The sequence below is a fragment of the Lederbergia citri genome, assembly GCF_018343625.1.
In the GTDB taxonomy this organism is placed as follows: Bacteria; Bacillota; Bacilli; order Bacillales; family Bacillaceae_C; genus Lederbergia; species Lederbergia citri.
Genome location: NZ_JAGYPG010000001.1, coordinates 103335 through 125347, shown reverse-complemented (window position 1 = coordinate 125347; position 22013 = coordinate 103335). Strand labels below are relative to the sequence as shown.

Here is a 22013-nt window from a genome sequence, read left to right as displayed (position 1 = left end):
CCTTTTTGAAGGGGGATTTTTTTATTTATCTTCACTTTTCGCATCTTGCAGCGGGTAGTCTTCAATCATTTTTATTCTTTCTAGCATCGTTGGATGCCCATATCGGAAAATTTTAACTAATACTGGAGGTTTTACTTGACTTAACCCTGATTTTGTCAGGCTTTGAAAAGTTCGGATTCCAGCTTCTTTATCATGGGTCATTTTTATAGCATACGTGTCTGCCCTCGTTTCTTGGTATCGTGAAACCCAGTTAGTAAGAGGGCTTGCCAAAAATAGGAGGATGGATGTAATCAGTAGGAATGCTGGGAGTGAACTAATATTTGTAATTTTATCAACTTTCCAGTCTTTCCCTCTTCGCGAAATCCATTTCTCCATTATTTTTGCCGTCAACCATAGTCCAACAAAAGTGAGGAGCAAATATCCAGCAATCCCAAAATAAATGTGTTTCTCAACGTAATGTCCCATTTCATGAGCCATAATAAATAGGATTTCTTCATCGGTCAGTCTATCTAAGGTCGTATCCCATAATACAATTCGAGAATTGGAGCCAACCCCTGTTACATATGCATTTAGAGCATTCGTTTTCGTTGACATATCTACTTCATACACATGATTTGCAGGTATATTGGCTTCTTTTGCAATGGCTAAAATCTTCGCTTCAAGTTGTTTGTCTTTTAAAGGATAAAAATCATTGTATAAAGGATCAATGACGACTGGTTGGATAAACATCATAAAAATCGAAAATGGAATTGATACGACCCAAGCCGCAAGCCACCAGCGCTTTTTATATTTCCTCATCAATGCATATAAAACAGTTATGATAATAAACATAGTTGCATACTGGACCCAAAAATCGATAAACTTATCCTTCATCCATCCCGAGAAAAGCTGGGTAGAGATATTATATGATTTGGAAATAGTATACGATAAATAGCTAAGCGGAAACATGACTACAAATGATGCAAGTGAAAGCCAAAATAAGTAAATGGCATTTCTTACTAAGAAAAATTTAGATATTTGCTTCGCCGAATTCTCAAAAATAGCTGAAAGTCCAAATATTAAAATTAAATAATAAAATAGCCATTCATAAGGCGTTGCTATAAAAAACATAAAATTACGGATTCGTGAATATTCTTCGCTAAGTTGTAATTCCCTGCCATTTAGGAAAGTTGCTGGATCAGCACTCGTTCCTTTAAGAGCATGGGGAATTGATGTATCGGCCCAATAAAATAAATACAAGAATATAGCTACTCCAAATATTAGATAAGCTATAATTGCCCGCATCGCCCATTTCCTAATCAATGAAATATCCCCCCTTGTCCATCTCTTATTATATGTAGAATAAAAAACTTTAATTAGAACTAGAGTATTAATATTTTATGTATTAAACAAAAACATGATAAAAATGAAATTTAATAACACCACTTGACCAATCAAGTGGCGTTATTTCTATAGATTTTTTAAATTAGAAAAACCAAGAATATGCACTAAGGATGGCGATAGATCCAAGAACAACTAAGATGACATTGGCTCCTATAATTGCGATGAGAAATGCTGCCGCCATTCCAACAACACCAAAAAGAATATTCCCTTCCTGAATAAAAAATACAGCAGGAAATATTAAAGCACCAAGAGTTGCGTACGGAACATTTTTTAAAACTCCTTGGATAAAGGGTGGCAACTCCTTCCCCTGAAACATGACAAAAGGGATCATCCTCGGAATATATGTAACTAAGCCCATTCCAATGATCGTTAAAACGATGATCGAACTGCTCATACCTCTTTCCGCCCCCTTCTTTTCATTGTTTCTACTATTTCTACTAAAATAGCAGATAGGAGAGTTGCCACTACAATGGCCCATCCTTTACTAATGATTTCAGAAAAAACGAAAATACTGTTAAACACCGCAGCTAGCAGCGCAAGACAGGCGACTTTCGCACTTTTTTTCAATGAAGGAACTAATAAGCCGATAAACATGGCGTAAAGAGCGATAGCCATGCTTTCTTGTAAGACTTGAGGAAGTCCTGAACCTATCCCGAAGCCTACACCAGAGAAAACAACCCAGCTCATATACGCGATTAAATTTAGGCCAAATAAATATCCCGTCGAAACCGTTTCAGTTTTAGTGGCGGCAACAGAAAATGTTTCATCCGTCACACCAAACGCATATATCGCTTTTTTCCAAGGAACTTCTTCTTCAACTTTTTCATTGAGTGAAGCGGACATAAGGAAATGTCTTATGTTAACAATAAATGTTGTTAAGATCATTTCGGCAGCACCCGTTCCAAGCGCAAACATGTTAAGCGCAATATATTGAGATGCTCCCGCATATAAAACCAAACTCATTAAAACCGATTCGAACAATGTTAGCCCAGTTGTTTTTGCGAGCAGGCCATACGTCAATGCAATTGGAGCGTAACCAATTGCAATGCTCATCCCTTCTTGAAGCCCCCGGCGAAATTCTGTATATTTCACTTTTGGCACCGAAGCTTCCATCCTCTAAATCCCCCTTAATACCTATCATTATTTTTACAATTATAAGCTCGATTCTCACTTTCGGCAAGAAAAGGGGGGATTTACCTGGAACTAATATATTTTTGCGTTGTGTTCATGAGGATGTCTGAACGGAGATCAATTAGGATTGGGCATGTAGAGGATGCTTATGATATCCGAAGGGAGCTTTCATTGCCAGAGAGTGATAAAATCGCAAATACTATTCGATTGAAGAGTCTTTGTAAACTACTGTTTTTTTAAGATTAGAGAGGCATCGCGAACGCACTCTCATCGTGACCGTGAACCGATGATTTCTTTGATGAAGGTCACGATGAAACGATCATCGTGACCACAAAGTGTGAATTTCTTTGATAAAAGGCACTTTGAAACCCTCATCGTGACTGCAAAGCGCTTATTACTTAGATGAAGGCACGATGCTCCGCACATTCTAATAAATAGAAAAGATAGATCTTAACTTTGATCTATTTCCCTTTAAAAATCGGTTTTCTCTTTTCCGAAAAAGCTCTTAATGCTTCCATTCTATCTTCCGTAGGAATGGTCTTTTCATAAGCTTGCCGTTCAATTTCAAGTCCTGATAATAAATCTGTATTCATTCCCAATTTGATTGCATATTTTGCTTGTTGAACAGCGACTGGGCCGTTTTCTAAAATTCTGTTTGCAAAAGCTAGCACTTCTTCCATTAATTTATTATGTAGGATCGTTTTTAATACGAGTCCATATGCTTCTGCTTCCAAAGCCGTCAATCTTTTAGCGGTTAAGATTAATTCTAATGCCCTCGTCATACCAACTATTCGCGGCAGTCGCTGTGTACCTCCCGCTCCTGGAATAATGGCGAGACTGGTTTCAGTTAACCCGAGCATGGCACGGCTACTAGCAAATCGAAAATCACATGCCAATGCTAGCTCCAATCCACCTCCGAATGCGTAGCCATTTATTGCGGCAATAGTTGGTTGTGGTAAGTTTTCAATGGCTAAAAACACTTCACCTATTTTTCTTAGATTGCGGCGAACTTCTTGTTCTGTAAGAGTTTTACGTTCCTTTAAATCAGCTCCCACACTAAACGCTTTTTCTCCTTCTCCTCGAAAAATAACTACTTTAGCTTCAGAAGAACTTTTTAATAAATCAACTGTATTTGATAATTCTTCTAGCATGTCATAATTAAAAGCATTTAATGATTCGGGACGATGTAATGTTACAAAAGCTATATTTTGTTTAATATCTAGCTTTAAAGTATTCAAATCTTCTCCTCACTTCAAAGTTAATTTTTTAAAAATATACGCTTTACGAACAATAGGAATGCTAAAAAAAAGGATGAAGTTGTCCAACAATTGACAGCTTCAACCTTTAACTAAATTAGTAAATCAAATTAATAATGTCTTCTTTCTCAACGTTTCCAAAGTAATGCTTAATGTCAACATCCTCTAAAGTGTTTAGGATTTCTGATCTTTCGTAGCGTACGCCAGTCAGACGGTCTTCAATGTCTTTTACATCGCCAACGCCGAAGAAGTCTCCAAAAATTTTACATTCTTGAATTTGTCCCTTGTTCACATCAAGTCGGAATTCAATAAGTCCAACCGGGAAACGATGGGAATGCTGAATGTTGAAATGAGGCGATTTTCCGTAATTCCAATCCCAATTTGCGTAATGAACTTTTGAGATTTCATGAATTTGTTTCCAATCTTCTTCCGTTAGTCTATATTCAGGAATAGGAGTTTCACCTTCAAATATAGATTGCAGCAATTCTTCCTTAAATTGTTCGATCGTCATTTTCTCATCTAAAAACTCAGAAATATTGGCTACTCGGCTGCGGATGGATTTTATCCCCTTAGACTCAATCTTGTCTTTCCTTACTTTTAATGCTGAAACAACATTTTCAATTTCAGAATCAAACATTAAAGTACCGTGGCTAAACATTCTTCCCCTAGTAGAGAATTGAGCGTTTCCGGAAATTTTTCTTTCTCCAACAAGGATATCATTACGCCCCTTTAATTCTGCATTGACACCTAAATTATTTAATGCTTTTACAACCGGCTCAGTAAACTTTTTAAAATTTAAGAAACTATCTCCTTCGTCTTTTGTAATGAAGCTAAAGTTCAAATTTCCTAGATCATGATAAACCGCACCGCCACCAGACAGTCTACGTACAACATGAATTCCATTTTTTTCTACATATTCTGTATTGATCTCTTCAATCGTATTTTGGTTTTTACCAATAATAATTGATGGCTCATTTATATAAAACAAAAGATACGACTCATTCACATCTAAATTCTTCAACGCATGCTCTTCAATCGCCAAATTAATTCGCGGATCTGTTATTCCTTGATTATCAATAAACTTCATGATTTTTCCTCCTAATATATCTTCATAAACCTGTCCCCTTTGGAGCTGTCCCCATGGGGACGGTACTAAAGGGACAGGTTCAATCCTTTAGATGCTAGTATGATTTCCTGTTCAAATTGTTCAGCTGCTTCGGCTTTCAATTGGTTTAGGTCGCCAAAATGGGGTAAATGGGTAAGAACTAAGGTATTTACATTTGCTTTTTGGGCAAGTTTTCCTGCGTCCTCGCTTGTCATATGTCCCGCTGATGCCCCGTCCATACCTTTGTAAAAATTGGATTCCGCAAGCAATACATCCGCATTTTTCGAAAACTCCACTAATTCCTCAAAATAAGATGTATCTGCAGTATAGACTAGCACTTTTCCTTCACATGTTATTCTCATCGCGTAACATGGTACAGGATGTTTTGTTTGTAAAAATTCAATCTGAAATGGTCCAATATGTAGACAATCATTCTTACCATAAGCAATACCTGTGGTAATATCTTTGTACGTTAAAGTAGAGAAACCCTCTTGATCGTTTGTATGGCCATAAATAGGCAAGTTACCGTCATATCCACTTACATATTTACTGATTAACAGTGCATGATGAAGAACACCAATATCTGCTATATGGTCTGCATGGTAGTGTGAAAGAATAACAGCATCTATTTCTTCAGGCTTTATGTACATCTGCAGCTGTGATAGTACAGCACTTCCACAGTCAATGAGAAGTTTAAATCCTTTGTGCGTCAACAAATATCCTGAACTGGCTTCACCCGCTTTTGGATAACCACCCCAATGGCCGATCACCGTTAACTCCATATACACAACTCCTTTAATCAAACTAATATTACTATACTTTATTTTTTTATGTTTAACAAAAGGATTGACATTTTCCCAACTGTTATAATACAATAAATCAATACAAAGTTCAGTACTGCAACAAAACACAAAGGGAGAGTGGAAAGCATGCTAGAAAATGTCATAGATTTTTTTAAAAACCTTCCCGCCAAAAAATGTACAGAATGTGGAGAAAAAATCGCAGAGCAACATGAATGCTATGGTACAAAGTGTGACCAATGCAGTGAAATTAAATAGAAGAGCAATAAGCCCCTTTGAATAGAATTCAAAAGGGGCTAGTTTCATATATTATGCTTTTATCACATTATTTAGATAAAAATCGTAAATTATGTGTTTTCCTTAAATAATTTCACAATCAACTCAACATATCATTTGAATTAAATTCAATCAACCAGCAATCTCGATATTCACCCTCATGAAGCTCATGCTTTGGCAAAAGCTTAACCTTCTTAAAACCACTTTTTTCATAGCAACGAATCGCCCTTTCATTCCACGTTTGCGGATCCATCACAATCTTTTCTGCCTGTTTCTCTTTAATTAAAAACTGTACCATGGATTGAACAAGAAGCTGGCCAATCCCCTGATTCCAATAATACGGCTCTCCAATAAATTGATCCATACCATAAATCGGGTTTGTATCAAAATAACCATAGTCTTTTTTATCTTCATCATCTAATGGATAAAATTGAATATAGCCTATTGAAATTCTTTCGTACTCTACGATACAGCGGTAAGTTCCATCATTTCGATTGTAAAACTTCTTTAAAACCTTTTCCTCACTAAAAGGATTATCGCGGCCTTCGTAGAATTCAAGGACGACAGGATCTGAGAGCCATTTTGCCAAAAAAAGATGGTCTTCTAATGTTAATGTCCTAACTACTAATTTATCATTCTGAAATAACATTATGAACGCCTCACTTTAAAGCTTTTTTCCAAGCATTCAAAAATTCTTCCACAGAACCGAACCTCTTGCTTCTATCCTTTTCAACCGCTCGTAAAGCTACATGATAAAGCTCCAGACTTGCGTCCCATTTTTCAAAAGAACGATCCAGTTCTCCACCTAGTAAACAAAATGCCACTGCTCCCATATTAAAAACATTCGTTCTCTCATCAATCTCCGCACCTAATTCAAATTCTTCCGGCGACATAAATCTAGATGAGCCCCACAGTCGCCCCATATTATTGATATAAGGGTTTTTCTCGTATAAATCTATATCACAAATTTTTATCTCATTTACGCTAAAATCGTACATGATGCTCCCGTCATAAAAATCAACAGCAACATAATTTTTCTTTTCAATATGTACATGAAATTCAAATATTTTTTGTAAAGTAGTTAGTCTTAATTCCAGAGGAAGTTGTTTGAAACGATAAAAAGGTGAATCCGGATGTTCATACTTGGCGGGAGGCGGAAACGACCAATGTGAATGGAGACATTCTCCTGCAAACCATTCAAAGACTAAGACATACCCTTGCTCAACGGGAAAATGATTCTCCAATTTAACTAAATATGGATGGCTTAGTTGTTCATAAAGCTCCACCGATTTTTTCAAACTATATATAGCATCGTTTGGTTCACCTGAATATTCCATCGTTCTTGCTCCAGCATATTTTACAAACCTTTTCTGACCATCTTTTTCAATCCCAAAACAGAGATTACCTGAATCTTGCTGATCAAAAACCGCAAATACCTCACCAAGTTCCTGCAGCCAAGGAAAATCATGTTTTTCCTTTAATTGAAATGAAACTTTTCCTATGTAAATCGTAATAGGAGTCAGCTTTTCCACTATTTAGTCCCCTAACTTTTTTGACATCATAATCATTCTTGGATTGACATAAAATCCATTTTTTAAATAAAATGCTTCCGCCTGTCCTCCGCTTCCAGTCAACAAATATATACGGTTGATTCCACTCTCTTTACAGTAATTTTCCAGGGCAAACAATAAGTTTGAACCAATCCCTTTTCCTTGTTTCTCCGTTTTCACACACATTTCTACGACTTGAAAATGTTTGCCATCCCACCATGTTTCAGCATACCCCAAGATAAATCCAAGAAGGTGCTCTTCGTGATCAAATAGTCCAAATCCATAAAATTGTGGATGATGAATAATATCCCGTAAACGCTTGCTAGCACTTTCCAGTGTCCATTCATCGAACCAAGGGGATTGATTAAATACATATGTATAAAGGTCTGAGCATGCTTCCAGTTCGTTAATAGTTATATTCCTTTTTAAATATTCCATATTCCCCACCACGCTAAATGAAAAATTCCATATGACCTTTATCTTGCCTATAATAATTCAATCGATCTTCTACTGTTCCTGTATGAAATTCAAACTTATGCCCATCCGGATCAGTGAAATAGATTGATTTTTTATCTTTTTCATCTCTTTCCCGGCCTTCAAGAATATTTACATTTAACAGTTTCAATTTTTCATATACGGAATCGAAATCTGACTCTTCTATAGAAAAAGCTATATGAGTGTAAGAATGCTTTATTTCACTACGAGGAATATCTTTTTCTTCATTAAGAGCCAGCCAAATCCCATTCAAATCAAAATAAGCCGTGCTTCTTCCCTTAACGAGAAGCTTTGCATCAAACACTTTTTCGTAGAATTTAATGGATGCCTCTATATTTGATACTGAGAAAAGTAAATGATTTAGCCCTTTAATAATCATACTTAACGCCCCATCATTGATTTGGATATGTCTCTTGTAAAAATTTTACTGATTGCTTAATTAATGTTTGTAAAACCTCAATATTAATATCCGCAAGCTTATTTATATACACACAAGCCTTTCCTGACGTATGTTTTCCAAAATCCTTTAATAAACCCTCCCTTCGTGGGTCGCCAGTCGCAAAATATAAACTGATTTTCGCTTTTCGAGGGGAAAAACCGACTAATGGTGCATCCCCCTCATGTCCAGATTCATATTTATAATGATACGAGCCAAACCCAATAATACTCGGCCCCCACATTTTTGCTTTATATCCAGTCGTTTCAGTAAAAATGTCCAATAACTGATAAGCGTCTTCACGTTTTTTCGGATTATCTACATTTTCTATAAATTCAATAACACTGTTATCATTTTCCTTTGTTTTTAACTCATACATTAAGCTCAATTCCTTTCTTAATTATTACTAGAAGCAGCCGCTGCAGCTGCAACCGATCCCGCCATTGCGGCCTGTTGAGCCTGCAATATCGTTTCAATTGTTGTATAGAGACTTGTTTCTGCCAAATTCGGTTGTTTCAATTTGTCTTTTACAAAGAAGCTTACAGCAAGAATTAGATTAATATCCTTTTGCCATTTAAAATGTTTTTCTTGATTAAACCGCTCGTAAACATCCTTTATGTCTTCCATATTTAATTCTTCTTCAGGCAATAATGCGAGCATCCCCATCACTGGATAATACGTTGCTTTTTGTTTTAACCCCTTTTCTTTAAAGGAATCAAAAACATGAATCGTCCTGCTTAATAAAGCCCCTTCTACTTCTTCATTGTTCAAAGACAGAATGTGGCTTAAAAATTGCAGATTATTCCCCTTATAAAATCCGTTCTGATTGAGTTGCTCATAATAATATTCAGTACGCTGAGTGACATCATCGCTAAATTCAGAAGCAAGCAACACAGCTAGTGGATAATCTTCAGCTGAAGTTAAAAATGGATGCTCTTTCTTCATGGCATTATAAATCTCTTTAGCTTTTACAATAAGCGAATGATAATCACGATCTCCAGCTATTTTTAATAAAACGGAAGCCGCTACATATGAAAAAATCCCTCTGTTAAATTTTTCTTTAATCATGTTCTCATAAAGCTCAAATAAAGAAGAAACTTTACTTTCAGGGTCTCCATAATTTACATCTAAAATCGCTGCAGCTGTATATCTTGATTCAGATCTCATATATGAAAAATACCCTGCACGCTTCTTAATTTCATCTGCTATCTTAAAAAAATGTTCATATTGAAAGTCCTTTTTGTTCATCGAATATAGAGAAGCAATCATCATTAAAATTTTTTTGTCTGATACTTTCCATTTCATTTCATTATGTAGTTGTTCAAATATTTGAATATAGTTATCTATCATACCGTTCATGATGGAATCACCCTTTCAGCTTTATGTAATGAATTACGTTCGGGTCAATGTAAAGTTTCAATGAATTTTTTTAGACAATTTTGGTTGTATTAGCATGATTCCTTTTTCAATGGAAGTTTCAATATATCCAACGATTTGATCAAAGGTAAAGACATTTAACTTTTCATCAAGAACACTCTCATCATAGACCATGTCTTCGGCTATGAAAGGCATTAAATCTTGTACATCTTGTTTCGTTACTTCATCAATCTCAACAATTGAATGACCTATCTTTATATCATTCAATATGTCACTTCCAATACCGTAATAGTCTAATAATTTACCATTTAGTAATCTAAAATCATTGTGGTAGTTATTAACCATATTTTCATCATGTTCGATTCTATTATTTAACCATGATAGAAAAAAACCTTTGAGCCATAAATCGTCTGCAATTAAATGACTATAATACCCCAATATATATGAAGACTCCTTAGACGAGCTATATTTTTCTATAAATGTTTCATAATCGATGTTTCTAGAAAAGTCCTTAACATCTCCGGTAAAGAAATGGGATAACTCTTTTGGGGATACAGCATCGGGAGCAATACCCCCTAGCAAAAAGGAACCCTTATCCTCTATAGGAAGTTTTTTAGCTATTTCATTCGCAATGATGAGATGCATAACTCTGGAACCCAAAATATTTTACTCCTTCCTTTCAATTCTAGACTTTCTTTAACCGCAAAATAATGGCAGGTGGAATTTCATCCCATTCAAATTGATTCGCTTCTTTTTCTTTTTGGAAACTTGGTTCTTCAATGCTCTCAAGGACAAAATGCTGCTTAAATGCAACATTTAAATAATACGATAAAGGCCTATGAAACATATAATGTGGAGTGGGCTGTCCATTAATACCAATTGCTTTATACGGTTGCGGAGTGAGATAGTTGAAAATCTGAATACTATTCTTTGATTGTAAGCTACCATTCATATCTTCTACTTCATGTACTTTTCGCATATTAGGAGACTGAAAGCAAGGATGAGTAATTGAGAAAATAAAGATTCCATTGTCTTTGAGTAAAAATGACAAGGCTTGCATTAAAGGACGTATATCAGCTATATCCATCAAAGCCATATTCGCTACCGCACTATCAAATCTTTCGTTTCCAAGAGCAATTAGTGAATCAAAGTTTGTTGCATCAATAACCTTATAATCAATATGATGTAGCCCAGACCGCAATTTTGCTCGTTCAATCATTTTAGAACTATAATCAATCGCAACTACATTTGCCCCTAATTCAACTAGCCTTCTTGAAAAATTGCCGTTCCCACAGGCAATATCTAGAATCGTTTGACCGGCTTTTACATCCAATAATTTTTCCGTACGCGGCCTAATGATTTCACGGTGAAACTGATTGCTTTCGTTCCCCATATAATCATCCCAAAATCCCGCGTTTTCATTCCATCTTGATTTTGATTCTTCGTTCAACTCTTTCCATTCACTCAACAGTGCAGCCTCCTTTTGTCTTAATGACAGATAAATGCACCAATTGGTTTCGAAATTTTTAAATTTCCACCTGCTAATCTTAACGCTTCTCTAGTAAACTTATAAAAGGTGGGTTTTATTAAATTTCTGATCACAGGTTTAATATCTTTATCATTAAACGGTCCCTGGTATAATTGTGTCGCCATATAATATTGCAAAACTGGTTCAGGATCATCCACGATAAAGCCAGCATCAAAAACATGTTTGTCTACTTTATCAAAAAAGCTTCTTAATATTTCCTCACCATTTTCCATAGAGAACGTTAAATGATTTTTGCTATGTTCAAAACCAATTCCTAATTCATTCATCGTTTGTAAGTGTAAAGAAAAAAATTCAGGCATCCCTGTTTCACTATTTGTAGTGGCAAGGAATGTTCCTCCGCCTTTCATTACCCTCTGCATTTCCTCTAATCCACGAGTAATGTTTCCAACATGATAAAGCATATGGTTTGCCATTACTATGTCAAATTCTTTGGATAAAAACGGAAGATCTTCAGCGTCTATTTTCAAATGAACCATTGGTAAACCCTCTTTAGTTGCCACTAAATATGACTCATTCAAAACACCTGTTGATAAATCCCCCGCTATCATTAACCCGCCATTATTTTTCAGTTTACTTGCTATAGGAATTGAAAATCTGCCATTTCCTGCTCCAACGTCCAATACTTTTACATTACCAGTTAAATTCAATTTTTCGATTACCCATTCTTCAAAAGATTGCTCATGAATGGCATATTCCTTTATCACAATATACTTTGCTTCTAGATTTTTCCCAGTTTTATAAATCGAGCGAATGCTTTCTTTATCTGTTGAATTCTCATAATAATCTTTTGATTGCACCATTTCATCGCCCCTATAAAAACAACATATATATTTCCTTTTCAGGAAACCACTCGAATCCAATAGATTGATACAAAGATTGGGCATTGTTATTATTTGTGCCTGTATTTAGCTGTAAGCGGTTTGCGCCTTTTTCTTTAGCTAAAAGAATAGCTTCTTCAATTAGCATTCTAGCAATTCCTTTTCTTCTAAAATTCGGCATAACAAAAAGGTCTTGTACAATCAAAATGGGTTTGCCTTTAGTAGTCGAAAATCCCCAGTTAAGGGCTATGAAAGCAGCCGGAGTATCACTACTCTTTGCCAATAAAAAATGAGCGTTTTGGAACTCCAATAATTTTATAAGATTTTGTAAGCATTCCTTCTGACTTTTTTCGCTCCATTGATTTGGGTACATATAATGAGCGAGCAGATAACTTGCCTCATAAAGCGATTCATTGGAAAGACGAATAATGTTTATTTTTGATTGACTGATTTTCATCACCTACTTTAAAAACCTATAATTAACATTCCATTATTGATATGAAAAAACCTTCTTTTCTATTTATTCAATACCTCAATCAATAGAAAAAAGAGCCATCCAACTGACAGCTCGCACAATGTCATTAAAAGATCCAATTTATTTTAATAAAGTAGTTAAAGGATTCCCAAACAATGGGATTAAGATGAATACAGTGACTAAAAAACCTACAATAAAAATAAGTAAGTTCTTCTTTTTAATCTCCTTCCCCCCTAAACAAACAGAGTGTTTCCAAACGTAATTTTTTTAGATTTTAATAGCATCCACAATTATCGACGGAGACACGAAATTATCACCCTTATTCCTCGGATCATGATACTTAGATCGAAAAATAAAACCTTTTTTCTCGTCCCATTGATTATAATGAAAGTTCCCTTCTTCGTCGTGGTATTCCAATAGTTTCACTTCAAAACCAGCAGTGCGGAACATGTCGGATAGTGATTTATAGTTATATACGATTTTATGACTTGCAGCAGGATGATCTTTAGGACCTGGCCCTCCAACCTTCACTACATTTTGATAAGTTTCATCCGGGAAAAAACCATCGGGCACCGCACAACGAATATATCCAGATGACTTTAAGTATGTATAACAAATATTAGCTGCCTCTATTCCTTCTTCATAAGTAAGATGTTCCCAAACATGTTCGGCCACAATAGCGGTAACGGAATTTTTTTCGTATCTTTTTTCCCAAGTTGAATTATCCAATAAATTTAGTTCATTTTCCTGTGTATGGATCCAACCCGGATTGTTATTATATTCCCCCGCTCCAACGACTATCTTTATATCCATTATTATTTCTCTCCTTACTGATAAACGACCTTAAATTGTTCAAAAACAACAGGCATATCCCACGTAAATTCTTGATTAACAGCCTTACATACTTGTGTATAGTATCTTATATGCCCTTCTCGCCATGTTTCCAAATTGTCATCTTCGCCTTCTAATCTTGCTAATTCGAACGTTACATCCTTAAATGCAAGAATTTGAACAGATGTCGTTTGAATAATGCATTTCGGTTCACCTGCCCAATTCGTGATGACGCTATAATCTCCCACTTTTGGAAGAGGCTCATGTTCAAAATCATGAATGGAAGGTGCTGTTGCTCTCTTCTTTCCATTTAAAACAAGTTCCAATAATTCATTTGCTAATCTTTCATTTAATTCAAAATGCCATGATGTATAAGGTTGGTTCGGAGTATTTTTCTCTGCTAAAAATTTCTCCCAATAAGCTTCTACTTGATTCATAGGTTTAATTCCCCTTTTTTCTCCCTAAAAATAATAATCCCTAAAATGAGGACAAACACGAAGATAATACAAGCGATAACTGTAGACAATGGCAGCTGGCTCTTAAACTCCCCTTCTCTAATTGCTTTTATATATGTACCATCTGATGTTTGAACGGCAATTGCCTCATTTGTACTTATATCGGTTATTGAATAGTATTTAGTTCCTTTTTTAAAAGTATTAGAGAAGTTGCCCCAATACGTTCCCTCTTTATCGGAGTATTTCGTCACATGCCCAATTTCTTTATCAATGTTTTCTACGGACTCATCACTTACAACATAAACATATCCATCCCATACTACAAATGAATATGCCCAGCTCGCCTTTGAATTTGGTGCTATTAGGAAGGATAAGATGAATACAATGATAAAGCTTCGCAAAATATTAGCCTTCATTCCAATCCCCTTCTAATCTCCCGGTTAATTGATACGGTTCGACTTCCCACGTTTCATAGGGAATGAAGTTCTTTACATTCATTGCATCAATCGTACGACTTCTCATATGTGGACGGGTTATGTACTCTTCGATATTCGATTCTTTTACCTTAATGAACCTGGCTTCTCGTATTTCCTCAGGCTGTATTTTAATCTTACCACTTACATACGCTGCCTTAAAAACTACGGATAAAATATAACTAGTCGTATTATAATAGATTCCTGTAATCCCAATTGGACGAATTACAATGCCTGTTTCCTCTAATACTTCTCTACAAACTACTTCGTCCAATGGTTCTCCCATTTCTACTTGTCCGCCTGGACACTCCCATGTATCAGAACGTGAATGTGTTTTAACTAATAAAAGTTCTCCGTTCTCATTTGTGACATATGCAGAAACGGCGATAATATGTTTTGGATGTTCATTTTTCAAATTATAACCCCCTCATTTTACAAAAGCTTGCCTCCTAATAAGACGGCAAGCTTATTCCCAGAATCATATAACCATTTCTATAATTCTTTTACATTCTTCCTCGTTTTCCTCTTTTTGGACGAGGTTGCACAACAGCTTATTGATTCTTAAAAATTCTGGAACCATACTTACCGCTGTTTTCATCATTTCATTGGAATCCCTGCTGCAGTCCCAACTTTCTAATAGCGATAATTGCCATTTATGCAAATGACTCCTCTTTCCTTCTAACTTTGACCAAACTCCATATGGACTATCAAGATGAACTCCCATTTCCATATACCATCCGGAAACAATTAGCCAGCGGAGGCGATCTAAATTGCATAGTGCATAATACTTTTCTTCTCGCATAACCGCACGATACATTTCATGCAAAAAAGCAAAGAATTTTCCCTGCCAAAAATCTACTTCTTCCGTGGTTATTTCATATTTTATAGACGTTGATTCGTTGATTAATGTTTCAATTAGTCGGTGTGGATCAAAATGTGCTTTTATTCCGTGAAGCCAAACAGTTGGAACTAATTCATCCGGTTCCTTATACCATGAGTCTATTTTTACAAAACTATCGAAATGAGTGACGATAACAGGAGCTGTTGGTGACCAATCTTCATAAAACAAAACGTTTCCCCAATTACCCACTCTTTTACGTTTCGCCTTAATAAACTCGTCTTTCGTTTCCTGCTTTACAACGATATGAAGATCAATATCTGAATAGAGATCAAAATTTCCTTTTGCCAGAGAACCACTTTCGTAAATGGCTAAAATATTAGGGTCACTTGTCAAATCTTTCAAAGCATTTTTCAAATGTTGATTTCTGTACTTTTCTAATTCCGAATCTCTTACAGCATGTCTAGATACAAATCCCACACATTTTTTACCAACTCCTTAATCTTCGTGTAATCTTTATCATTCGCGATTTACACATATATTCCTTCTTAAAAAAATGAAGTGCAACTTATCTTTTCTTTAAACGTCGAATATGTTAAACAGACAGGAGGGCATTTTGTGAAAAAGGGGTTTTTGCTTTTATTATTGGCCAGTCTTTTCATGACCGCATGCAGTTCAAAAAATTCAAGTGAAGGCAAAAGTAGTGGCGGTAGCTATGAGTCTTCTTTAGCTACAGATCAAATGGATTTATCTAAAGAAAGATTATCAAATGAAGTAGCAATGGAAATGCCGCGAGAAGATGGTGAAAATGCAGACAAGGCGATGGAAGCTAAAAATACAGACATAAAAACAGATAGAATGATCATTCATCAAGCACTATTGCAAGTTAAGGTTAAAAAATTTGAGAGCGCACAACTGAACATCGAAAAGAAAGTAAAAGAGTATGGAGGATATATCGTTGAATCAAATATTTATCGCGAAACCGATGAAACAGTGAGCGGAACGATTATCGTTCGTATTCCCGAAAAACATTTTCAAACGTTTTTAAATGACACCGAAAAACAAGCGGCAGAAATTTTAGGACGAAACGTAACGGGGCAAGATGTAACCGAAGAATATGTAGATTTAGAATCGCGACTTACATCGAAAAGAGCGGTTGAAAAAAGACTGCTTGACTTTATGGCTGATGCAAAAAAGACGGAGGATTTATTAAAAATCTCATCGGATTTAGCAAAAGTGCAAGAAGAAATTGAAGTCTTAGTAGGCAGGATGAAATACTTAGAAAATCAAACTTCCTTTTCAACTGTTGAGATTCATATGACAGAAACTCGTGTTGTCATTCCGGGAATAGACAGTAAAGATTTAAATACTTGGGAGAAAACGAAGAAACAATTTGTCGATAGCATGAATTTTATTTTAGCGGCTTGTTCAGCTCTCGTTGTCTTTTTTGTAGGGAATTTACCTGTAATTGTTTTACTTTTACTGATTGCGGGAGCCGTCTTCTTCGTGTTTAAAAGAAGGAGACGAAAAGATCTATAAACAAGTAAATGGAAAGCTAGATAAAATGCCTTTTGTTATCTAGCTTTCCATTCATGTTCGAGAATGCTATATAAGTAAGAATCACGCCATCCATCTTTTATTAATAAATCTTCACGCATCCTTCCTTCTAAGGTCATTCCTATTTTTTCCAGAACCTTTGCAGAACCGATATTTCTTGTATCACATGTGGCAAAAATTCGATGCAGATTAAATGTTTCAAATCCGAATTCAATCATATGCGTGGCAGCCTAAGTTGCGTAGCCCTTTCCCCAATAATCAGGATGAATAATATAGGCAACTTCTCCTGTTCGATTCGGGAAGTCACGGATGTTTAGTTCGCATGAACCCAACATGTTATTATCTACTTTTTCAATGATTGCATAAACATAACGTGTTCTTGGTCGGACTTTTGAGTCATTAAGAATTTGATTCACAAAAGCTTTCGTATCTTCTTCTGTATTTGGTCCCCATGGTTGAAAACGTGATACTTCAGGTAGGGAAGCATAAGTATGGATATCATGCCAATCTTTTCCCACAATTTCACGGAGTATAATCCTATCACCATTAAACACTTTCATTAAAAAACCTTCCTTTTTAGTTGCTCAGCCATTGTAATATTATCCTTTAAATAAGGCGGCGAGTTCGGATGTTCCATAATTTCATCATATGTTAGCCACAATACTTCATCAACTTCATCCGGACTTTTTGGAAATGCTTCACCACTTTCATATTCAGCTAGGAAAACGACATCCACAACATGGTTACCTTTATCCGTAACAAATGATGTACTGTGGACATAGTGCAGCTGATCTTTTACCTTAACCCCTACCTCTTCAAAAATCTCGCGTTTCACAGTTCGTTCTAATATATCAGAGGAGTTTCCTTCTTGATCCACTTTCCCACCGATAAGCGATAACATTCCGCCTGCATGTTCTTCCTTTTTGCTTCTTTCAATAATGAGCCATTTGCCATTATTAAAAATGGCCGCTTCTGTATTAACGATGAACATCTTTCTGTTTTTCCTCCTTTTGTAAGTTTTCTAACGTGCTTATATTCGTTTCAAATACGCTCATTCCCTCTCTTAAAATTTCCCGTTATTTTCGCCAGTATAAGCTGTAGCTCTTTTTCGTTCGCTGCTGATCTTATTTTAATCAAGATTTTTTCAGCTTCTTTACCTTTTAGTGTTTTCACTAATTTTCCCTTAAAATCAATAAAAACAGTATCATTTTTACTTACTCTATAAGTAAAAGGAGACTCATCTAATCTATTTCTTTTATCGATATTAGTCATTTCCTTGCCCCCTAAATATTTCTGTCTAATAATGTTCTATAACACTAGGAGTTTTTCCTTTTTTTAATAAAAACAGGGACAGGTTCAAATGAACCCGTCCCCTTTGAACCTGTCCCCGGTAAGAATTATTTTACTGGAATCCATATTTCTGAATAACAATCTGGGCTGTATGGATTGTCATCTGTATAAACTTCTAAGTCAGGAGTTCCTGCATGTACATAGCCGCTCGAGGGAAACCATTCAGAGTGGATTTTTTTCCACGCGTTTTGCATGGCATCTGGCATAGCACCATGGACTTCGAATACTGACCATTTTGATGCAGGAATTGTTAAGTTCTCAAAACCATTTGGGACATCACTTTCAGAAGCGGCTGCAACCCAATAATTTATTTTCCCATTCGATAATGGGGCATGACAAACACCTAATATCCCTTTGAGTGAAGCATCATTAACTTTAACAAGTGTGTCAACTATTCCTTCCTGATGTACTTTTTCCCACATTTTTGGAATGCCGATTAAGTTTTCTCCGTTTTCCCACGAAAAACTTTCCTTAACTCCCACAACTTGAAAACTTTCTTTTTCTACAATTTTGTATTGCATTGGCTCTGCCCCTTTCAGGCTCACTTGGATCACCAAGCGGTTATATGATTTCAGCTTTCCCATATTTTTTCGTGCATCAGTTGGGGTGATACCATGTTGTCTTCGAAAAGCCTTCGAGAAAGCCTCGGGAGAGTCATAGCCATATTTTAGGGCTAAATCAATGATTTTCTCATTTGTTCTTATTAAATCTTGTGCAGCTAATGTCAGCCTTCGCCGCCTTACATATTCGCCAACAGTTATATCCGTTAATATTGAAAATGTTCGTTGGAAATGAAATTGCGATGAGTTTGCTTGTTGTGCAATTTTCTCCATTGTCATGTCTTCCAGCAAATGATCTTCCATAAAATCAATTGCTTTTTGCAAAGATTCAACCCATGCCATACAGCAAGCCCCCTTCCCTTGAATAAATCATATCAATACCAGAGCTCTCTATCCTGTCTCTTTCTGCTTTGTTTTGTCATTGTTTACTAGGGAGCATTAATTTTCGTTCATTATTCAGTTATAATAATAGGTCCTTCCTTTGTTACAATAACCGTATGTTCGATTTGAGCGACATAACTTTTATTTACCGTAATAAAAGTCCAGCCATCTCCTTTTTCGTATACTTCTTCATCGTTAGAAGAAATAAACGGTTCGAAAGCAAGCACCATTCCATCCTTTAAAAGATCGTTATCCCACGGCTCATAGTAATTCATAATATGTTTCGGGGATTCATGCAATGATTTACCAACTCCGTGGCCAGTCAAGTTTTTAATAACCGTAAAACCATTTTGTTTCGCTGTATTATATACGGCTTTTCCGATCCCATTTAATTTTGCTCCAACTTTTATTTTTGCAAGGCCAGCATCAAATGCTTTTTTAGCTACATCACATAGAGAATATAGTAATGGATCACCTTTTCCTGCAACAAACGAAAGACCGGTATCAGCAAAATAACCATTTTTCGATCCCGAAACATCGATATTTACTAAATCACCTTCGTTAATCACACGTTTTCCAGGGATTCCGTGGGCCACTTCCTCATTTATGCTAATACAAGTAAAACCCGGAAAATCATATTCACCTTTAGGACCAGAAATGGCACCATATTTTTCAAAAAGTTCACCAGCAAAATCATCTAACTCTTTTGTTGTGACTCCTGGTTCTGCTTTTTTAATCATTTCGTCACGAATAATGGCTACTATTTTTCCAATCTCTTTAAGACCTTGTAGATCTTCCTCAGTTTGAACAATCACAGACTTTCCTTCTTTCTATAGTTAATTCTTAGCTTTATAAATTGTACAATAATGATTTTACCATAATCCATTCAAATTCAATGTAATTGGTTATGTCACAGGATTAATTATTGCTTTCTTTATATATTGTAACTATAGAACACACTTCCTTTTATTGTCCGGAACCCTCGATTCTACTGCAAGTTATTTCGGTAATACGCCCAACTGATTACTGATCATCACACATTAAAACTGCGATCGTTTTAAACAAGACTTTCCCAACATATTTCGCCCCAAACTGTAGCATAATATTTTTCAAATGAAAAAAGGAGGGCATAGAATTGAAAAAACAAAACTTGCAAAGTAAAAATAATAGTAATGATGATTTAAAAAATGAACGCCAGCAATCAGTGGATGATTATTTTGACCAAGAGACTGGTAAACCGATACCTCAACCAAAAGACTATGAGGAAATCGAGTATTAAGGCATCTACATTTTAGGAAGAGGCGCGTCAACAATAGCGCCTTCTTTTATATAGGTTATTATTTTTCGTGACTCTTCCATTACCCTCTTTCTGCCGTGCACGTTTAAAAACCAGTTGTCGATTTTCGTACTTTGGTCTTCTGCTGGGCAAAGAGAAAATTCAATCCAACTTGGCATGTACGTCTTTAAAGTCAAATACGTCCTCCGCATGTGGTAACTGGCTGTTACGATCAATAGTCTCTTTACTTTGTGTAAATCAAAATGTCTATCTAACACTAATAACGATGCCAGTATATTTTCCTTCGTATTCGTGGAAATGGTTTCAACCAAAATATCTTCTTCTGGAATTCCTAAATCCAGTGCTTTATTTTTCAATACTATTGCTTCTGGAAAAGAATTTCCATTCCACGCGACCCCTCCAGAAAATAACAGTTTATTCGCCCTTCCTTCATGGTATAGCTGCAAAGCTTTCGGCAAACGATATTGCACAGCTTTACTACTGCCAAAAACCATGATGCAATCACCTTTTTCAAGGTCGTCATTTATATCGCTATAAAGTAGTTTGCTCATTAATTCATCTGTTAGGTCATTGAATTTTATTTCGGAAATATTCATTCATTATTCCCCTCCAACATCGAGAAACCAACTACAAATTTTTTTCAAGAATAATTTTGATCTCGCCATTTTTATCAGTATATGTATCCATAATATTAAATCCATTTTTCAAGTTTAAAATCAGCATTTGCCTCCATCTGTTTTTCGTTTTTGTTTGAACAATTTTATATCCGTGTTTTCTTAAATATTCATGCTGCTTTTCCATTAACTTAGTGGCAATCCCTAAATTTCTATAGTTTTGATCTACACCGCCAAGCCAACTGTAAAATTTTTCATTCGAAAGCTCGTATCCCATTTTGTATGCAACTACTCTCGAATCTTTGATGGCAACTACAATGAGAATTTTTGACTTGTTTACCATTTTCCTAATCAATGCAGAAGAATCATGAAAAATATCTTCATGTATTTGCAATATTCCAACCATCACTTCTTTTTCAGGAATTTGTTTGTAAAAAGAAAAGTTCATAAGGCTCCTCCTTTCAAAGGTCAACAAATATGAAAAAATCAAGTGAAATTCGATTGTATAATTAGAATCTCACTTGACTTAAATTGGTTTTGAAAATCAATGTGTAGTCAAAAAATGATTATATGAGTAAGGTTTTTAAACAGTTTGTCGTGAATTACCATGGGATTATCGACCAAATTGGATTTTCCATGAATTTCATCGAGAATTAACACGGAATTCTCAATCAAATTGGTTTTTCCATGAATTTCATCGAGAATTAACACGAAATTCTCGATCAAATTGGTTTTTCCATGAATTTCATCGAGAATTAACACGAAATTCTCGATCAAATTGGATTTTCAGTAAACTTCATCGAGAATTAACACGAAATTACCGATCAATTTGGTTTTTCCATGAATTTCATCGATAATTATCACGCAATAATCGACCAAATTGTTTTTCCATGATTTTCATCGAGAATTAACACGGAATTCTCGACCAAATTGTTTTTTCCATAATTTTCATCGAGAATTAACACGGAATTCTCGACCAAATTGTTTTTTCCATAATTTTCATCGA

30 protein-coding genes and 1 pseudogene are annotated in these 22013 nt (G+C 35.6%); 3 read left to right on the top strand and 28 right to left on the bottom strand.

The window, feature by feature from the left end:
• Positions 1–21: 21 nt before the first annotated feature.
• The 6 genes from KHA97_RS00770 to KHA97_RS00745 form a co-directional block, all read right to left on the bottom strand.
• Positions 22–1302: a M48 family metallopeptidase gene (locus KHA97_RS00770; RefSeq protein WP_213122899.1), complete on the bottom strand. Its 1281-nt coding sequence runs from the start codon at positions 1300–1302 to the stop codon at positions 22–24.
• 163 nt (positions 1303–1465) lie between these two features.
• Positions 1466–1777 carry an AzlD domain-containing protein gene (locus tag KHA97_RS00765; RefSeq protein WP_213122898.1) on the bottom strand — a complete coding sequence of 104 codons (312 nt, stop codon included), beginning with the start codon at positions 1775–1777 and terminating at the stop codon, positions 1466–1468.
• Entirely contained in the window at positions 1774–2496 is a 723-nt protein-coding gene (locus KHA97_RS00760; protein ID WP_213122897.1) for an AzlC family ABC transporter permease, read from the bottom strand. The genes KHA97_RS00765 and KHA97_RS00760 overlap by 4 nt, the downstream gene beginning before the upstream one ends.
• Before the next feature lie 479 nt (positions 2497–2975).
• Positions 2976–3752 carry an enoyl-CoA hydratase-related protein gene (locus tag KHA97_RS00755; protein WP_213122896.1) on the bottom strand — a complete coding sequence of 259 codons (777 nt, stop codon included), beginning with the start codon at positions 3750–3752 and terminating at the stop codon, positions 2976–2978.
• A gap of 115 nt (positions 3753–3867) precedes the next feature.
• Positions 3868–4857 carry a lipoate--protein ligase gene (locus KHA97_RS00750; protein WP_213122895.1) on the bottom strand — a complete coding sequence of 330 codons (990 nt, stop codon included), beginning with the start codon at positions 4855–4857 and terminating at the stop codon, positions 3868–3870.
• Positions 4858–4922: 65 nt separating this feature from the next.
• On the bottom strand, positions 4923–5657 hold the full coding sequence (locus KHA97_RS00745) for an MBL fold metallo-hydrolase (protein WP_213122894.1): 735 nt from the start codon (positions 5655–5657) through the stop codon (positions 4923–4925).
• A gap of 147 nt (positions 5658–5804) precedes the next feature.
• On the opposite strand from KHA97_RS00745, the gene yhfH reads away from it, so the two are divergent.
• Positions 5805–5933 carry a protein YhfH gene (yhfH, locus tag KHA97_RS00740; protein ID WP_213122893.1) on the top strand — a complete coding sequence of 43 codons (129 nt, stop codon included), beginning with the start codon at positions 5805–5807 and terminating at the stop codon, positions 5931–5933.
• 118 nt (positions 5934–6051) lie between these two features.
• On the opposite strand, the gene KHA97_RS00735 is transcribed toward yhfH, so the two are convergent.
• The 15 genes from KHA97_RS00735 to KHA97_RS00665 form a co-directional block, all read right to left on the bottom strand.
• Entirely contained in the window at positions 6052–6600 is a 549-nt protein-coding gene (locus tag KHA97_RS00735) for a GNAT family N-acetyltransferase (protein WP_213122892.1), read from the bottom strand.
• A 10-nt stretch (positions 6601–6610) separates the two neighbouring features.
• A complete protein-coding gene (locus tag KHA97_RS00730) occupies positions 6611–7474 on the bottom strand; it encodes a serine/threonine-protein kinase (RefSeq protein ID WP_213124259.1) in 864 nt (287 codons plus the stop codon).
• Positions 7475–7486: 12 nt separating this feature from the next.
• Positions 7487–7939, bottom strand: a complete 453-nt coding sequence (locus KHA97_RS00725) for a GNAT family N-acetyltransferase (RefSeq protein ID WP_213122891.1) — start codon at positions 7937–7939, stop codon at positions 7487–7489.
• A gap of 13 nt (positions 7940–7952) precedes the next feature.
• Entirely contained in the window at positions 7953–8372 is a 420-nt protein-coding gene (gene fosM, locus KHA97_RS00720; RefSeq protein ID WP_407657998.1) for a FosM family fosfomycin resistance protein, read from the bottom strand.
• Between the two features lie 16 nt (positions 8373–8388).
• Positions 8389–8811, bottom strand: a complete 423-nt coding sequence (locus KHA97_RS00715; protein WP_213122889.1) for a DUF1801 domain-containing protein — start codon at positions 8809–8811, stop codon at positions 8389–8391.
• Positions 8812–8828: 17 nt separating this feature from the next.
• Positions 8829–9791 carry a DUF4003 family protein gene (locus KHA97_RS00710; protein ID WP_213122888.1) on the bottom strand — a complete coding sequence of 321 codons (963 nt, stop codon included), beginning with the start codon at positions 9789–9791 and terminating at the stop codon, positions 8829–8831.
• Positions 9792–9848: 57 nt separating this feature from the next.
• A complete protein-coding gene (locus KHA97_RS00705) occupies positions 9849–10469 on the bottom strand; it encodes a zinc dependent phospholipase C family protein (protein ID WP_213122887.1) in 621 nt (206 codons plus the stop codon).
• 25 nt (positions 10470–10494) lie between these two features.
• On the bottom strand, positions 10495–11277 hold the full coding sequence (locus KHA97_RS00700; protein WP_213122886.1) for a class I SAM-dependent methyltransferase: 783 nt from the start codon (positions 11275–11277) through the stop codon (positions 10495–10497).
• 20 nt (positions 11278–11297) lie between these two features.
• Positions 11298–12158, bottom strand: coding sequence for a class I SAM-dependent methyltransferase (locus KHA97_RS00695; protein ID WP_213122885.1), 861 nt, complete (start codon positions 12156–12158; stop codon positions 11298–11300).
• Between the two features lie 10 nt (positions 12159–12168).
• The gene (locus KHA97_RS00690; protein WP_233713348.1) at positions 12169–12633 is read right to left on the bottom strand and encodes a GNAT family N-acetyltransferase; all 465 of its coding nucleotides are present in this window, start codon (positions 12631–12633) and stop codon (positions 12169–12171) included.
• 285 nt (positions 12634–12918) lie between these two features.
• Entirely contained in the window at positions 12919–13464 is a 546-nt protein-coding gene (locus tag KHA97_RS00685) for a class I SAM-dependent methyltransferase (RefSeq protein WP_213122883.1), read from the bottom strand.
• A 14-nt stretch (positions 13465–13478) separates the two neighbouring features.
• Positions 13479–13919, bottom strand: a complete 441-nt coding sequence (locus KHA97_RS00680; RefSeq protein ID WP_213122882.1) for an ASCH domain-containing protein — start codon at positions 13917–13919, stop codon at positions 13479–13481.
• Complete coding sequence (locus tag KHA97_RS00675) at positions 13916–14353, bottom strand: hypothetical protein (protein ID WP_213122881.1); 438 nt, start codon at positions 14351–14353, stop codon at positions 13916–13918. The genes KHA97_RS00680 and KHA97_RS00675 overlap by 4 nt, the downstream gene beginning before the upstream one ends.
• A complete protein-coding gene (locus KHA97_RS00670; RefSeq protein ID WP_213122880.1) occupies positions 14343–14825 on the bottom strand; it encodes an NUDIX hydrolase in 483 nt (160 codons plus the stop codon). The genes KHA97_RS00675 and KHA97_RS00670 overlap by 11 nt, the downstream gene beginning before the upstream one ends.
• Positions 14826–14888: 63 nt before the next feature.
• Positions 14889–15728, bottom strand: coding sequence for a nucleotidyltransferase domain-containing protein (locus KHA97_RS00665; protein ID WP_213122879.1), 840 nt, complete (start codon positions 15726–15728; stop codon positions 14889–14891).
• Positions 15729–15866: 138 nt separating this feature from the next.
• On the opposite strand from KHA97_RS00665, the gene KHA97_RS00660 reads away from it, so the two are divergent.
• The gene (locus KHA97_RS00660; protein WP_325167391.1) at positions 15867–16787 is read left to right on the top strand and encodes a DUF4349 domain-containing protein; all 921 of its coding nucleotides are present in this window, start codon (positions 15867–15869) and stop codon (positions 16785–16787) included.
• A gap of 35 nt (positions 16788–16822) precedes the next feature.
• On the opposite strand, the pseudogene KHA97_RS00655 reads toward KHA97_RS00660, so the two are convergent.
• The 5 genes and pseudogenes from KHA97_RS00655 to map all read right to left on the bottom strand — a co-directional run bounded on the left by KHA97_RS00655 (position 16823) and on the right by map (position 19911).
• Positions 16823–17365, bottom strand: a pseudogene (locus KHA97_RS00655) (GNAT family N-acetyltransferase).
• Positions 17365–17796, bottom strand: coding sequence for an NUDIX hydrolase (locus tag KHA97_RS00650; RefSeq protein WP_213122878.1), 432 nt, complete (start codon positions 17794–17796; stop codon positions 17365–17367). Before KHA97_RS00650 ends, KHA97_RS00655 begins: the two are co-directional and overlap by 1 nt.
• Before the next feature lie 50 nt (positions 17797–17846).
• A complete protein-coding gene (locus KHA97_RS00645) occupies positions 17847–18077 on the bottom strand; it encodes a hypothetical protein (RefSeq protein ID WP_213122877.1) in 231 nt (76 codons plus the stop codon).
• A gap of 125 nt (positions 18078–18202) precedes the next feature.
• Positions 18203–19057 (bottom strand): AraC family transcriptional regulator, encoded by an 855-nt coding sequence (locus tag KHA97_RS00640; RefSeq protein WP_213122876.1) that lies wholly within the window; start codon positions 19055–19057, stop codon positions 18203–18205.
• 110 nt (positions 19058–19167) lie between these two features.
• Positions 19168–19911 carry a type I methionyl aminopeptidase gene (gene map / locus KHA97_RS00635; protein ID WP_213122875.1) on the bottom strand — a complete coding sequence of 248 codons (744 nt, stop codon included), beginning with the start codon at positions 19909–19911 and terminating at the stop codon, positions 19168–19170.
• Between the two features lie 320 nt (positions 19912–20231).
• Here map and KHA97_RS00630 point away from each other — a divergent pair, with 320 nt between their 5' ends.
• Positions 20232–20375: a hypothetical protein gene (locus tag KHA97_RS00630; protein WP_213122874.1), complete on the top strand. Its 144-nt coding sequence runs from the start codon at positions 20232–20234 to the stop codon at positions 20373–20375.
• Between the two features lie 5 nt (positions 20376–20380).
• Here KHA97_RS00630 and KHA97_RS00625 read toward each other — a convergent pair whose 3' ends face one another.
• Together KHA97_RS00625 and KHA97_RS00620 are read right to left on the bottom strand one after the other, a co-directional pair.
• The gene (locus KHA97_RS00625; RefSeq protein WP_213122873.1) at positions 20381–20989 is read right to left on the bottom strand and encodes a YdcF family protein; all 609 of its coding nucleotides are present in this window, start codon (positions 20987–20989) and stop codon (positions 20381–20383) included.
• A gap of 31 nt (positions 20990–21020) precedes the next feature.
• Entirely contained in the window at positions 21021–21455 is a 435-nt protein-coding gene (locus KHA97_RS00620) for a GNAT family N-acetyltransferase (protein WP_213122872.1), read from the bottom strand.
• Between the last annotated feature and the right edge of the window lie 558 nt (positions 21456–22013).